The organism is Luteibaculum oceani (assembly GCF_007995015.1).
Lineage (GTDB): Bacteria > Bacteroidota > Bacteroidia > Flavobacteriales_D > Luteibaculaceae > Luteibaculum > Luteibaculum oceani.
Window position 1 is genome coordinate 135,639 of sequence record NZ_VORB01000005.1, and the last position, 13,160, is coordinate 148,798.

Below are 13,160 nucleotides of genomic sequence, written 5' to 3' on the forward strand. Positions count from 1 at the left end.
GTTACAGTGATCTCACCGCTTCTTTAAACTGGTTTCCTCTATCCTCGTAATTTTCGAAAAGGTCGAAGCTGGCACATGCTGGAGAAAGCAATACACACTCCCCTTTTTTGCCCAATTGGTATGCCGTTTCTACCGCTTGCTTTGCCGATGCCGTTTCTACAATGGTTGGAATGACTCCAGAGAATGCCTCCAGAATTTTATGGTTTTCCTTTCCAAGGCAGATAATTGATTTCACTTTTTCCTGTACTAAGGGAACCAGACTACTGTAATCGTTTCCTTTATCTACTCCACCAACTATCCATATCACTGGCTTATCGGCGCTTTCTAATGCCCACCAGGTAGAGTTTACGTTGGTTGCTTTTGAATCGTTAATGAATTCAATTCCATGAACTGAGGCAACAAACTCCAATCTATGTGGAATTCCTTCGAATTGTTGAAGGCTTTCTCTTACTGCCTCTTTTCTGATGTTTAGCAAGTTGGCAGCAATACCAGCAGCCATTGCATTTTGCACATTGTGCTTTCCGTGTAACGCTAAATCGTGGATGGACATAATTAAGCTATTTGTGGTTAGGTGAAATTCTATGTTGTCGGCATTTAATTTTGCTGCCGTATTTTGTTTTTCTACGCTGAATTCGAATATGGTTGAGCTGATTAATGCTCTATCCAAATACTTTTGGGTAAGGGCGTCATCGGCATTGATTATCGCGAATTGCCCCGCTTTTTGTTTTTCTAAAAGCGACAATTTGGATTTGGCATAATTCTCCACTTTGTATTGGTAGCGATCTAAATGATCGTCGGTAATATTGCAAAGCACCGCAACGTCTGGGGCAAATTTTCGCAAGCCATCAATCTGAAAAGAAGACAATTCTAATACCCAGTAATCTTTATCTCCTTCGGCTAGTTGAGCCGCCCAACTTTTACCTACATTTCCAGCCAAACCAACATCCAGCCCTGCTCTTTTAAAAATATCGTAAGTCCAAAGGGTGGTGGTTGTTTTTCCATTGCTACCCGTAATGCCTATGGTTTTACCAGAAGCATATCTTGCAGCAAACTCTATCTCATCTTCCCAGGAAATGTTTTTCGAAATCGCCTCTTTAATAAGCGGAGCAGTTTCGGGGATTCCCGGACTTTTTATAATAAGGTCACAATCATTCAACAAGTCCTTGCTGTGTCCATTTTCCTCATAAGAAATACCCAAATTATCGAGAAGTGCTTTTCGGGCAGGAGCAATAGCCTTGGCATCAGAAAGCATGACATTCCACCCCTTCTTTTTAGCCAACACTGCAGCACCGCAGCCACTTTCACCTCCCCCTAATATGAGTACCTTCTTATTCATTAGCGGAGCTTAAGGGTTACAACGGTTAATACGGCAAGCATGAGACCAACAATCCAGAATCTAGCTACGATTTTGGCCTCGTGCATGCCTTTCTTTTGGTAGTGATGGTGGAGCGGGGACATAAGGAAAACACGTTTTCCTTCGCCAAACTTCCTCTTGGTATACTTGAAATATGCTACTTGAATTATTACTGAAAGATTCTCGATTAGGAAAACTCCACAAAGCACAGGGATCAATAACTCTTTGCGAATGGCTATTGCAAAAACTGCAATGATCCCACCCAATGCCAAGCTCCCTGTATCTCCCATAAATACCTTGGCCGGGTATGCATTGTACCATAAAAACCCTATACAGGCTCCTACAAATGCAGAAATAAACACCACCAACTCCCCTGCTTTAGGGATGTACATAATATTAAGGTAGTCGGCAAAAATGAAGTTACCCGACAAGTAGGCCAGTATAGCAAGGGTGATGCCGATTATTGCTGAGGTACCAGTTGCCAGCCCATCTAATCCATCTGTAATGTTAGCTCCATTGGAAACTGCGGTAGTAATAAAAATTACGATAGGAATGAAAATAAGCCAGGCATATTTATTGGCGTCCTCGCCCATAAACCACAATAACCAAGCGTAATCGAACTCGTTGTCCTTAACAAAAGGTATGGTGGTTTTCACGTTTTTAGTGGTTTCCCAATCATAAGTTGTTTGCTGGGTATTTTCAACCGAAAACAAGCTTTTGTTCTCGTGCGAGGTGTTTTCTTTAGTCACCACATCAGGATGGAAATAAAGAACAGCTCCAACAATAATACCTATGCTCACTTGCCCAATTACCTTAAAAGATCCGGCCAGGCCTTTTTTGCGCTTTTTAAAAACTTTAATGTAGTCGTCTAAAAATCCGATAGCTCCGAGCCACACCGAAGAAAACAGCAGCAATTGCACATAGATGTTTGTGAGGTCGGCAAAAAGTAAGGTTGGAATAATAATAGAGGCCAGAATAATTAACCCTCCCATAGTTGGGGTTCCTTGCTTTTCCTTCTGACCATCAAGACCTAAATCTCTAACGGTTTCTCCCACCTGTTTGGCCAGCAAAAGAGCTATGAGTCTCTTCCCAAATAACATGGAGATAATAAGCGAGCAAATAAGTCCCATTCCCGCCCTGAAAGAGATGTACTGAAACACCCCAGCCCCAGGAAGGTCGTAAACAGAATCGAGATATGTAAATAGGTGGTAAAGCATTATTTTTTCAAGAGATTTAAAGTTTGTTTCACCACCTCAGCATCGTCGAAGGGGTGTTTTACTCCATTTATTTCTTGGTAGGTTTCATGACCTTTTCCAGCAACCAAAACCACATCTTCCTTATTCGCTTCCTGAATGGCTTGCTTTATAGCTTCGGCACGATCTTCAATCACCGTATACTTCATAAAATGCTGAGGCTCTACGCCTGCTTTCATGTCGTTAAGTATGGCGGTTGGATTTTCGGTACGTGGGTTATCGGAAGTAAAAACAACACGGTCTGACAATTCGGTAGCCACCTTGGCCATTTCTGGTCTTTTGGTTTTATCTCTATCGCCGCCGCAACCGATAACAGTAATTATTTTCTCAGTTTTAGTTCGTGTATCGTTTAGGGTCTTTAGTACATTCTCTAGGGCATCTGGGGTATGGGCATAATCGATAATTACCGTTATCCCGCCCGGAGTTTTTATGTATTGAAATCTACCCGCTACAGGCCCCAACAGGCTTATAGCCGTTAGTACTTGAAGTGAATCCTGCCCCAACTCCAAAGCAGCCGCGTATATTGCTGCTATGTTATAGGCATTAAACTTCCCTATTAGTCTGCAGTGAATTTCTTGATGATTAATTTCGAGCTGCAACCCAGTAAGTAGGTTTTCTATCACCTTTACTTTATAGTCGCATGGGCGTTTAACCGCGTAGTATCTTTTTCTAGCCTTTGTGTTTTGAAGCATAACCGTACCATTGGCATCATCAAGATTGCTAATAGCAAAGGCATCGGCTGGAAGCATATCGAAAAAGGCCTTTTTCGCAGCTATATAGTTTGAGAATGTTTTGTGGTAATCGAGGTGATCGTGAGAGATATTGGTAAAAATTCCACCGGTAAATGTGATACCCGCAACGCGGTTTTGATCTACGGCATGACTAGAAACCTCCATAAATACAAAGCGGCAGCCCGCCTCGCGCATTTCAGACAACAGTTGTTGAAGCGATATTGCATCGGGAGTGGTATGGGTAGAGGGTTTAACTACACGGTTAATCTTGTTTTCAACCGTACTTACCAACCCTACTTTATAGCCCAATTGCAAGAACAACTCGTACAACAAGCTTGCAATGGTAGTTTTACCGTTGGTTCCCGTAACACCTACTATTCTTAGGTCTTCGGAAGGGTTATCGAAGAAATTCGAGGCCATATTTCCCAGTGCCCTACTCGAATCTTGTACTTTTACATAGGTAATCCCTTCGGCAAGTTGATCTGGAAACTCTTCGCAAACTACCGCGATTGCTCCTTTTTCTATAGCCGATTCAATGTAGTGATGTCCATCGGAAACCGTTCCTGCAATAGCTACAAAACAATGCAGTTTTCCAACCTTTCTAGAATCGAAGTTTATTTGCTCTATCGCTATATTGGTATTTCCCTTTACCTCAACGATACGGCAACCGTACAATATGTCTTTCAACAACTTCATGAAAGGTCGATTTTTATGGTTTCGTTAGCGCGGATTCTTCTACCCGGTGGGATGGACTGTTTTTTAACCATTCCTCTACCAGACACAACCACTTGTAGCCCTCTATTTTCCAAAAGATATATGGCGTCCATCAAGCCCATACCTACTACATTAGGCACCAGTTTGGGATACTTTTCACTCTCGTATGGAAGGATTTCCACCTCGCTATCTTTTGTAGAAGTTCTAGCCCAAGGCCCCGCCGTCCCTTTGTTCACGGTTCTTACATTAAACTCGTTGAACACAGTTACCAAATCATTGTAGTAGCCGCTTAAGGAAACCGGCACGTTTCCAGCTAATAATTGATCCTCGGCATTTAGCGGACTGTGGTGCTCTATCTGACTTGCAAAGACTTTATCAGCAATCTCCCTGAAAATGGGTCCCGCCACAAGGTTACCATAGTACACAGCATTGGATGGCGCATTTACCACCACAATACAACTATACATGGGGTTATCGGCGGGGAAATACCCACAAAATGATGCCTGATATGAATATTTAGAAGTGTACTTATATCCGTATGAAGCGTTTGCAATACGGGCAGTACCTGTTTTTCCAGCAATTTTGAAGTGTGCGTTCTTCAAATTAGCTCCTGTTCCTTCCTCCACAACACCTTCGAGCATCACTTTAAGCTGCTCAATTGTTTTCCTGTTACAAATGGCTGGATTTAAAATTTCGGGCTTAAGGGTTTTTACAATCTTCCCATTTTTGGCATAGTGCTTTACGAAATTGGGACGAAGTAGCACCCCGTTATTGGCAACGGCATTGTAGAAAGCCAAAATTTGCATTGGCGTCATTAGCATCTCATAGCCTATGCTCATTTGGGTTAACGATATACCCGACCAGGCCTTATCGCTAGGATGCTGAATTTTTGGTCTACCCTCTCCTGCAATTTTTAAACCAAGCGGTTCGTTTAAACGGAAGGAGTATAGCTTGTCTACAAACGCTTGTGGATTTTTACTGTAATGCTTGCTTATAATTTTAGAAACTCCAATGTTCGAAGACACCTCAAAGGCTCGCTTAACCGAAATTTCTCCATGTCCGCCATCTTTGGTATCATGCATAGGAACATTGTAGTAGTAGTGCACCCCATTGCCGGCATCCACGGTATCATCGATGCTTATATGACCATCATCTAAAGCCGCCATTAATGCAGCAAGTTTCATGGTAGACCCGGGCTCGGTAGACTCACCTACCGCGTAGTTATAACTTTCGGAATACGCACCAGTTGAAGACCTGGCAAGGTTAGCAATAGCAACAACATTACCTGTTTTCACCTCCATTAGCACGACACAACCATGGTCTGCATCGTGTTTCCTTAACTGATCTAACAGCGCCTTTTCAGCTACATCCTGGATGTTAACGTCGATGGTGGTAATGATATCCATTCCGTCTTTCGGGTCAATTTGGTTTTCGTCTCCAACTGGCATCCAAACCCCACCACTAAGTCTACGCTCTAGGCGCATCCCTTCCGTTCCAGCTAACACATCAGAATACGCTCCTTCCAATCCTACGGGATGCACATTTTCCATTTCATAACCAATGGTGCGCTCCGCTAAAATTCCAAAAGGCTTCTTTCTTCGAGTAAACTTTTCGAAAATCAATCCACCCTTATACCTACCCTTTCTAAAAAGGGGAAAGGTTTTTACCTTTTGCTGTGCCAGATAACCGATGTTGGATTTCACTAATAAATAGCGTTCACCTCTTTTTCTAGCGCTTACCAACATGTTTTTATAGGCACGCTGGCTTTTGTCTTTAAAATAATTGCTTAAACAGTATGCAAGAGAATCGATTTTGGCGTAAAACACATCATCGGTAAGCGCATCTGCATTTACATCCATCCTTACATTATATACGGGTATAGATGTTGCTAATAAATTACCATCGGCAGAATATATATTCCCCCTAACGGCCTTAATTTTTCTGTACTTCGTAGTTAAAGCGGCGGCCTTGTTTTTCCAATGGCTTCCTTCAATAACCTGTATCTTGAAAATCCCGAAAATAATGGCCAACCCAGCAACTAGCGCTACGATAAAAACCATGTAATATTTCCATGCCGGTCCCTTCATTCTTCTACAACTATTTTAAAGGGTGGGACACGAGATTCAACCAAACCAAGATTCGAAACTGTTTCGGCTACATTAGATTGTTGTTTTTTGGTTTCGAGGCGAGAAAAGGTAGAGGTATATTTACTTTTCAACTCCTTCACCTCGGTATCCATCTTATATACTTTTCGCACGGTTTTTTCTGCGTAATAACCGTACCCGATATAGATGAACATGATAAAAACAAGGAAGAGCAAATAAGGCACTTGCTTAAGCACCGACTCTCTCGTCAGGAAACTCCCATTGAGAAAATCGACCAATACACGAGCTAGGGAAACCCCATTGCTCTTTTTTGTATTTGCCTTAAACGTATTCATTACTACTGTTTACTCTGTTCTATTTTTTCGGCTACCCGCATTTTTGCACTGGTAGCTCTCGAATTTCTTTGCATTTCTTCTGGGGTTGGAACAATGGGCTTTGTGGTCAGCGGCTTTAATGGTCGGATTAGGTTTCCGTAGAAATCTTTTTCCTGATCTCCGCTTAAGCTCCCACTCTTGAAGAAGTTCTTCACCAGCCTATCTTCTAATGAATGATAGGAGATAATAACTGCTCTTCCCTCTGGAGAAAGAATTTCTGGCAGCGACTCCAGAAACTCCTCTAATACTTTCAGTTCCTCGTTAACCTCTATGCGCAACGCCTGAAAAACCTGAGCCAACAAACTCGCATCGGTTTTACGCTTGCCGAAGACTGATTCTACCAGGGCAACCAATTCTCTGGTGGTATTAATAGGCTGCTCGGTTCTTTGAGCAACTATTTTCCTGGCTAAAAGATGGCTCTGTCTTATTTCGCCATACTTTTTGAATATATCTTTTAAATCGCCCTCAGAATAATCAGCGAGCACCGTTTTTGCGCTCAACTCTTTTTGAGGATTCATTCGCATATCCAATTCCGCATCGTAACGAAAGGAAAAACCTCTAGAGGCTTCATCGAACTGGTGAGAAGAAACACCCAAATCGGCTAGCACACCATCAATTTGCTTTACCCCATAAAACTTGAGGTACTTCTTAAGGTGTCTAAAATTCTGCTTCACCAAAACAACCCTATCGTCTTTGGGAGCGTTATCCCATGCATCGGGATCTTGATCGAAAACAACCAATTTACCTTTCGGCCCTAGTTTCTCCAGTATTCCCTTTGCATGACCTCCACCTCCGAGTGTAAGATCCACATAGACCCCATCTGACTTAATTGCCAAATGTTCCAAAACCTCAAAGAACAATACTGGTATATGATAATTAGGCATCGACATCTTGGTCTAGTCCTCCCATAACTTCTTCGGACAGCGAAGCGAAGTCTACATCTTCATCCATAAAGGATTCGTACTTCGCTTTATCCCAGATTTCTATACGCTCACCGTTTCCAATTACGATGACCTCTTTCTCCAATCCCGCATACTCCATAAGGCGAGGCGGCATATTAATTCTTGCCGAAGCATCCAGCTCTACTGGAGTTGCCCCATTGTTGAAGCGACGAATGAACATGGCGTTCTTTTTCACAAATCGATTCAATCCTGCTACTTGCTTAGATATTTTTTTCCATTCTTCGGAGGGATACAAAACCAAACAAGCTTCGAAAATGTCTCGATTGAGCACAAAGCCCATCTTCTCGGCCTCTCCTAACTGCTTTCGCAAGCCAGAAGGTAAACCTAGACGCCCTTTTGCATCAAGCTTACACTGATATTCTCCGAGAAGGTTTAACATTGCCACACTAATTCTTATGGTAAAAATACAAAAACTCCCCCACTTTCTCCCACTTTTCCCCACCTTACCGATTAATGTTTAAAACTTCCTTTTTGGAAGATTTATTGCGGAGGCCTTAATTTCTTTATCTGATAAAGGTTATAGCCCATTTCAAAATTTTAATTTAACATTGCGCTGTGGAGAAGAATTGAGGACGAGTAACTCGAATTTTTATTCACCGAGAGTTTTTTTTTGATAATTTACAGGCATGGATATCGACATAAAGGAAGAAGGTAAATTCAAGTACATTGAAGAAGGGGAGGGAGAGAGTCTGATCCTGCTCCACGGATTGTTTGGCGCATTAAGTAATTATCGCGAGGTGCTGGACCACTTTAAGACCCGATTCAAGGTTTTAATTCCGCTTTTACCCATTTACGAACTACCTGTACTAGAGACAAACGTTAAAAAACTAAGCAAGTACCTAGATCAATTTATTGCTCACAAGGGCCTAGGCCAGGTTAACCTTTTAGGAAATTCGCTTGGAGGACATGTAGCACTGGTTTATACCGCTAAACATCAAGATCGTGTAGATCGATTAATTTTAACCGGTTCTTCTGGCTTATACGAAAACGCCATGGGAGGATCCTTCCCGAGAAGAGAGGATAGAGAGTTCATCAAGAAAAAAGTTGCTGAAACCTTTTACGACCCTAAACACGCGACTCCAGATTTGGTAGACGAATGTTATGACATTATAAATGATAAGGGTAAGCTAATCCGCATTTTATCTTTGGCGAAATCTGCCATCAGACATAATATGGCTAAGGAACTTCCTGAAATTAAAGTTCCAACCTGCCTAATCTGGGGAAAAAACGATAACGTAACCCCTCCAGAAGTAGCAGAAGAATTCAATCAACTTTTACCCAATTGTAAATTGTATTGGATAGACCAATGTGGCCATGCTCCAATGATGGAGCACCCAAAAACTTTTAATAGCCATTTAGATAGCTGGCTAGCCGAACATGGAAATTAAAACCGCCACCTTTTTAATATCTCAAGTCGATTATCGTAAATGTCCTACTCCTGTTTATCCGGAGTATGCTTTTATTGGTCGATCTAACGTGGGAAAATCTTCGCTAATAAACATGTTAACTGGCAACAGTAAGCTGGCGAAAATTTCTTCCACTCCTGGAAAAACCCAAACCATTAACCATTTCATGATTAATGACAATTGGTATTTGGTGGATTTACCGGGCTATGGATATGCAAGAGTTTCCAAAAAAGACAGAACGCGCTTTATGGGGATGAACTACAATTACTTGGAGTTCAGAGAAAACCTACAATGCGTTTTTGTACTTATAGACAGCCGGCACGAAGCTCAAAAAAACGATTTAGATTTTCTTGCCTGGTTAGGTAAAAAAGGAGTCCCCTTTGTAATTGTATTTACCAAAACCGACAAACTTGGTAGCGGAGAGGCCAATAAGAACCTAACCAAATACAAAAAAAAGCTGCTCACCCAATGGGAGCAGCTTCCACAAATAATACTCAGCTCTGCCGAAACTGGTCGGGGAAAAGATGAGATTTTAAATCTTATAGAGGAGGTAAACGCAGGATTTACTCCGCCCCCTCGTCGTTCCCAGACGGACTCACAATCTTAGTTTGCACCCCAAAATAGTGTGCAAAATCGCGCATATCATTACAGATTTGCGCTTCGTTAGTTGCACGTTCAAAGGTATCTGCCATGCTCAATAAGCTGCGATAAAAGAAGTGCTTCATTTCATCTATGGTCATTTCTTTAGTCCAAAGATCGATACGTAGCATGTTCTCTTCCTTCTTATCCCAAACCGAAAGTAGCAGTGCTTTGGCATCGCTATCAATCCCCTCTAACTCTGCCTTCCAATTAATATTTTCGGGTACGTGATTTTCATCCGTACTCACCGTAAGCTCTATTTTAGAATCTTTTCCCATTACTATTTATTAAACGATTTAGGATTAAAGGACTTTAAGATGTCCTGCTCATTTTTTTGTTCTACTATTTCTTTCAAGGTCAGATTATCGTGCTCATCGGCATAGTCTTTAAGCATTTGCCAGCCAATAATCCACCCCAAACGAGGCGCCGATTCCGATCCAAATTCATTGGTAAACGGACCGTCCATTACATATTTATTAATTTCTCGTGCATTGGTACTAAACAATTGGTTCTTAGAAACAATATGCTTCCAAACTCCGTGCATATTATCTTCGGCCCAACGCATACGTTCTTCTTCCAACTTAAAAAGATCTTCAATTTTTGCCTGGGGGAATGCTTGTTCTAGAACCAACATTACTTTCCCATAAAAAACCATTTCGTGTAAAAGGTCTTTATTGAAATAGTAGTCGTTGTACATTCGATTTAACAACCAGCCTTTAACCGCATCGTAGGCAATGTATTTCTTATCCATACCCTGCCTTTTGTACAGGGGGAAATTATTGGGAGGAAGCATTTTTACGTAGCGACTTTCAGGATTTAGAAACCACTCCAATCCTAACCCTATAAATTCTTTATGCGGATATACCGCAATATTAAATCCAGAATTAAAGCACACGATATTGGGTGTATTTAACTCAGGGAAAAAATACTGGACCCGCAAAATGGCATTTCCCAGCTCCTGATAGACTTCGTTGAAATCTTGATATTCTGCATCGATTTCTAGCTGTAGTCCCTGCCAAAGGGTATCCGAAGAAAATTGTTGTAACCTAAAAGCAGCAAGACTGTCCTCGGGGTATCCAACACGCATAATTTCTGAGGTGTAAATGGGAAAAAAGCTTGGCAATTCTGCTTCTTTTAACTTAAGCCACTCACTTAAATTACCGTCCTGGGTTGCTTGGAATAATTCTTTATCAATTCTAAAAACCTTCGCATTGAAAGATTGGTTATCTATATTAGCCTCAAAGCGATTATTTTCGCAGGATACAAACCCAATGAAAAAGCAAGCAATTAATACGTTAACCCAAAATTTCATGATTATGTCCCAGTTCAAGCCCGCAAAATTCTTAAAAATTAGCGCAATAGCTACTCTGATGCTGTTAATTTATCTACCATCTAAAGCTCAGGACAAGCCTTTTAGACTTGGCTTACATTTTAGCCCAAACTTTGGTTGGTTAAAAACGGATAGCGACCAATTCGAAAACGACGGCTCTGTTTTTAATTACTCGTACGGATTGATTACCGAATTGAATTTTGGAGCGAATAACAACTATGCGCTTTTAAGTGGATTAAATGTATTTAACCAAAGCGGAGCCATTAAATCTGGAGACACACTTCAGGTAAAACAAAAGGTTCAGTTTATAGAGCTACCAACAGTTATTAAGCTAAAATCTAACGAGGTTGGTTACATGACCTATTTCGGGAAGTTTGGTTTGAGTAACAAATTTAAGATTGCAGGTGAGCAGGAAGTTGGAGATAGCAAAATCAACAATAAATCCGACCTATTATTCTTCTCAGCGAGCTTACTTGTGGGTATTGGTGCTGAATATAATTTAAGTGGAAACACCAGTTTTGTGGCTGGTTTAGATTTTCACAATGGCTTCACCAACTTGTACAAGAAAAAGGCCGACGAGCCTAGCGTAAAGCCATATAACATTACCGTATCCCTAGGAATTTTATTCTAAAATCCAGCATTGATGAAATTCGCCCTAGCGCAACTTAATTTCCACATCGGGAATTTTACAGAGAATCGAAATAAGATCATTGAGAACATCAAAAAAGCCAAGGGAGAGGGAGCAGATGTGGTCCTTTTCCCAGAACTGGCCATTTCTGGTTATCCGGCCAGAGACTTCTTAGATTTCGATCATTTTGTGCAGTGTTGCCTAGGAGAAATGGAAACCATTGCTAAAGAATGCATTGGAATTACTGCCATAGTTGGGGGACCCGATTTCAACAAGGATTCCAGAGGAAAAGACCTTAAAAATTCTGCTTTTGTATTGGCAGATGGAAAAATTCAATCGAAGCATCAAAAAATGTTGTTACCCAACTACGACGTTTTTGATGAATACCGATATTTCGAACCATCAAAGTCGGTTTACCCCACCGAAATAAACGGTGAAACTTGGGCCATAACAATATGTGAGGATATATGGGATTTAAAACCCGATTCTCAATATGCTATCCACCCTTTGGAAGAGCTTTTTAGGAAAAGCAAGATAATGGGGGTAATAAACATTGCCAGTTCTCCCTTTTCTGATGTACAAAGAGAGGAGCGACTAGAAACTGTAAAGGCGGTTTACGACCAGTATAAAGTACCCGTGATTTATGTAAACCAGGTTGGTGCACAAACGGAATTAATTTTTGACGGTGGTTCCTGCGTAATAAACGAAAACGGGAAATTAATCGAAGGTCCCTACTTTAAAGAACAGCTCCTTTTCTGGGAAAATAAAAGCGATCGATTCTCAAATTTCGAGGAAGAGAAGCAAATAGAGCGAATAGAGCGAATTCACCAGGGGCTACTTCTGGGGATTAAGGACTATTTCCGAAAACTAGGGTTTAAAAGCGCAATTCTTGGCTTATCTGGCGGTATAGATTCTGCCGTAACCTTGGCACTTGCTGTTGAAGCACTTGGAAAAGAAAATGTGACTGCGGTATTAATGCCTTCAGAATTTTCAAGTGACCACTCGGTAAGTGACTCCGAAGAAATGGTAAATATATTGGGGTGTAATTCATACAAACTTCCCATAAAAGAAGGTTACCACGCACTATTGGGAACCCTTAAAGAACCATTTTCCGAAACCGATTTTGGTTTGGCGGAAGAAAACTTGCAGGCGAGAATAAGAGGGGTACTTCTTATGGCCATCAGCAATAAACAAGGTCAAATTTTACTAAACACTTCCAATAAAAGTGAGATTGCAGTCGGTTTTGGCACCTTGTATGGAGACATGTGTGGTGGAATTTCTGTAATTGGAGATGTGTACAAAACCGATGTTTATCGACTTGCACGTCATCTGAACAAAAATGGAGTGGTAATTCCGGAAAATATAATTACTAAAGCACCCTCGGCTGAACTTAGACCTGATCAATTGGATAGCGACCGACTTCCCGATTATGACACTTTAGATTCGATTCTAAAACTGTACATCGAAGAAACTCAAGACATCAATGCGATCATTAGAGCTTTAACTGAAACGGATGAAGCCACTATTCGCAAAACGCTTAAGCTGGTTAATATTAACGAATACAAACGCCATCAGACCCCTCCTATTTTAAGAGTAACCAAAAAGGCATTTGGCCAAGGCAGAAGAATGCCCATAGTTGCTAAGTATTTGGGATAAGCTTAATT

General features: G+C 41.2%; 13 protein-coding genes. 4 read left to right on the top strand and 9 right to left on the bottom strand.

Going from position 1 to position 13,160, the window contains the following annotated elements; all coding sequences use genetic code 11:
• Position 1 precedes the first annotated feature (1 nt).
• Genes murD through mraZ form a run of 7 tightly spaced genes read right to left on the bottom strand, consistent with a single transcriptional unit; the run spans position 2 to position 7,872 of the window.
• Positions 2 to 1,336 (bottom strand): UDP-N-acetylmuramoyl-L-alanine--D-glutamate ligase, encoded by a 1,335-nt coding sequence (gene murD / locus FRX97_RS06595; protein ID WP_147014400.1) that lies wholly within the window; start codon positions 1,334 to 1,336, stop codon positions 2 to 4.
• On the bottom strand, positions 1,336 to 2,571 hold the full coding sequence (mraY, locus tag FRX97_RS06600; RefSeq protein WP_147014401.1) for a phospho-N-acetylmuramoyl-pentapeptide-transferase: 1,236 nt from the start codon (positions 2,569 to 2,571) through the stop codon (positions 1,336 to 1,338). The genes murD and mraY overlap by 1 nt, the downstream gene beginning before the upstream one ends.
• Positions 2,571 to 4,034: a UDP-N-acetylmuramoyl-L-alanyl-D-glutamate--2,6-diaminopimelate ligase gene (locus FRX97_RS06605; protein WP_147014402.1), complete on the bottom strand. Its 1,464-nt coding sequence runs from the start codon at positions 4,032 to 4,034 to the stop codon at positions 2,571 to 2,573. Before FRX97_RS06605 ends, mraY begins: the two co-directional genes overlap by 1 nt.
• Entirely contained in the window at positions 4,031 to 6,139 is a 2,109-nt protein-coding gene (locus FRX97_RS06610) for a penicillin-binding protein (RefSeq protein ID WP_147014403.1), read from the bottom strand. Before FRX97_RS06610 ends, FRX97_RS06605 begins: the two co-directional genes overlap by 4 nt.
• On the bottom strand, positions 6,136 to 6,492 hold the full coding sequence (locus FRX97_RS06615) for an FtsL-like putative cell division protein (RefSeq protein ID WP_147014404.1): 357 nt from the start codon (positions 6,490 to 6,492) through the stop codon (positions 6,136 to 6,138). Before FRX97_RS06615 ends, FRX97_RS06610 begins: the two co-directional genes overlap by 4 nt.
• 2 nt (positions 6,493 to 6,494) lie before the next feature.
• Positions 6,495 to 7,421: a 16S rRNA (cytosine(1402)-N(4))-methyltransferase RsmH gene (gene rsmH, locus FRX97_RS06620; protein WP_147014405.1), complete on the bottom strand. Its 927-nt coding sequence runs from the start codon at positions 7,419 to 7,421 to the stop codon at positions 6,495 to 6,497.
• A complete protein-coding gene (gene mraZ / locus FRX97_RS06625; RefSeq protein WP_147014406.1) occupies positions 7,408 to 7,872 on the bottom strand; it encodes a division/cell wall cluster transcriptional repressor MraZ in 465 nt (154 codons plus the stop codon). The genes rsmH and mraZ overlap by 14 nt, the downstream gene beginning before the upstream one ends.
• 247 nt (positions 7,873 to 8,119) lie before the next feature.
• On the opposite strand from mraZ, the gene FRX97_RS06630 reads away from it, so the two are divergent.
• Both FRX97_RS06630 and yihA read left to right on the top strand, forming a co-directional pair.
• Positions 8,120 to 8,881 carry an alpha/beta fold hydrolase gene (locus FRX97_RS06630; protein ID WP_147014407.1) on the top strand — a complete coding sequence of 254 codons (762 nt, stop codon included), beginning with the start codon at positions 8,120 to 8,122 and terminating at the stop codon, positions 8,879 to 8,881.
• Complete coding sequence (gene yihA / locus FRX97_RS06635; protein WP_147014408.1) at positions 8,871 to 9,506, top strand: ribosome biogenesis GTP-binding protein YihA/YsxC; 636 nt, start codon at positions 8,871 to 8,873, stop codon at positions 9,504 to 9,506. The genes FRX97_RS06630 and yihA overlap by 11 nt, the downstream gene beginning before the upstream one ends.
• Here yihA and gldC read toward each other — a convergent pair.
• The gene (gldC, locus tag FRX97_RS06640) at positions 9,463 to 9,816 is read right to left on the bottom strand and encodes a gliding motility protein GldC (protein ID WP_147014409.1); all 354 of its coding nucleotides are present in this window, start codon (positions 9,814 to 9,816) and stop codon (positions 9,463 to 9,465) included. The two genes, yihA and gldC, sit on opposite strands and share 44 nt — an antisense overlap.
• Positions 9,817 to 9,818: 2 nt before the next feature.
• Positions 9,819 to 10,850, bottom strand: a complete 1,032-nt coding sequence (gene gldB / locus FRX97_RS06645; protein ID WP_170227055.1) for a gliding motility lipoprotein GldB — start codon at positions 10,848 to 10,850, stop codon at positions 9,819 to 9,821.
• A 4-nt stretch (positions 10,851 to 10,854) separates the two neighbouring features.
• On the opposite strand from gldB, the gene FRX97_RS06650 reads away from it, so the two are divergent.
• Positions 10,855 to 11,499 (top strand): porin family protein, encoded by a 645-nt coding sequence (locus FRX97_RS06650; RefSeq protein WP_170227056.1) that lies wholly within the window; start codon positions 10,855 to 10,857, stop codon positions 11,497 to 11,499.
• Between the two features lie 12 nt (positions 11,500 to 11,511).
• A complete protein-coding gene (locus FRX97_RS06655) occupies positions 11,512 to 13,152 on the top strand; it encodes an NAD+ synthase (RefSeq protein ID WP_147014412.1) in 1,641 nt (546 codons plus the stop codon).
• Positions 13,153 to 13,160 lie beyond the last annotated feature (8 nt).

Bases quoted from the DNA above. Each gene is read 5' to 3' on its own strand.
- murD (WP_147014400.1), bottom strand. From the start codon at position 1,336: ATGAATAAGAAGGTACTCATATTAGGGGGAGGTGAAAGTGGCTGCGGT.
- mraY (WP_147014401.1), bottom strand. From the start codon at position 2,571: ATGCTTTACCACCTATTTACATATCTCGATTCTGTTTACGACCTTCCT.
- FRX97_RS06605 (WP_147014402.1), bottom strand. From the start codon at position 4,034: ATGAAGTTGTTGAAAGACATATTGTACGGTTGCCGTATCGTTGAGGTA.
- FRX97_RS06610 (WP_147014403.1), bottom strand. From the start codon at position 6,139: ATGAAGGGACCGGCATGGAAATATTACATGGTTTTTATCGTAGCGCTA.
- FRX97_RS06615 (WP_147014404.1), bottom strand. From the start codon at position 6,492: ATGAATACGTTTAAGGCAAATACAAAAAAGAGCAATGGGGTTTCCCTA.
- rsmH (WP_147014405.1), bottom strand. From the start codon at position 7,421: ATGTCGATGCCTAATTATCATATACCAGTATTGTTCTTTGAGGTTTTG.
- mraZ (WP_147014406.1), bottom strand. From the start codon at position 7,872: ATGTTAAACCTTCTCGGAGAATATCAGTGTAAGCTTGATGCAAAAGGG.
- FRX97_RS06630 (WP_147014407.1), top strand. From the start codon at position 8,120: ATGGATATCGACATAAAGGAAGAAGGTAAATTCAAGTACATTGAAGAA.
- yihA (WP_147014408.1), top strand. From the start codon at position 8,871: ATGGAAATTAAAACCGCCACCTTTTTAATATCTCAAGTCGATTATCGT.
- gldC (WP_147014409.1), bottom strand. From the start codon at position 9,816: ATGGGAAAAGATTCTAAAATAGAGCTTACGGTGAGTACGGATGAAAAT.
- gldB (WP_170227055.1), bottom strand. From the start codon at position 10,850: ATGAAATTTTGGGTTAACGTATTAATTGCTTGCTTTTTCATTGGGTTT.
- FRX97_RS06650 (WP_170227056.1), top strand. From the start codon at position 10,855: ATGTCCCAGTTCAAGCCCGCAAAATTCTTAAAAATTAGCGCAATAGCT.
- FRX97_RS06655 (WP_147014412.1), top strand. From the start codon at position 11,512: ATGAAATTCGCCCTAGCGCAACTTAATTTCCACATCGGGAATTTTACA.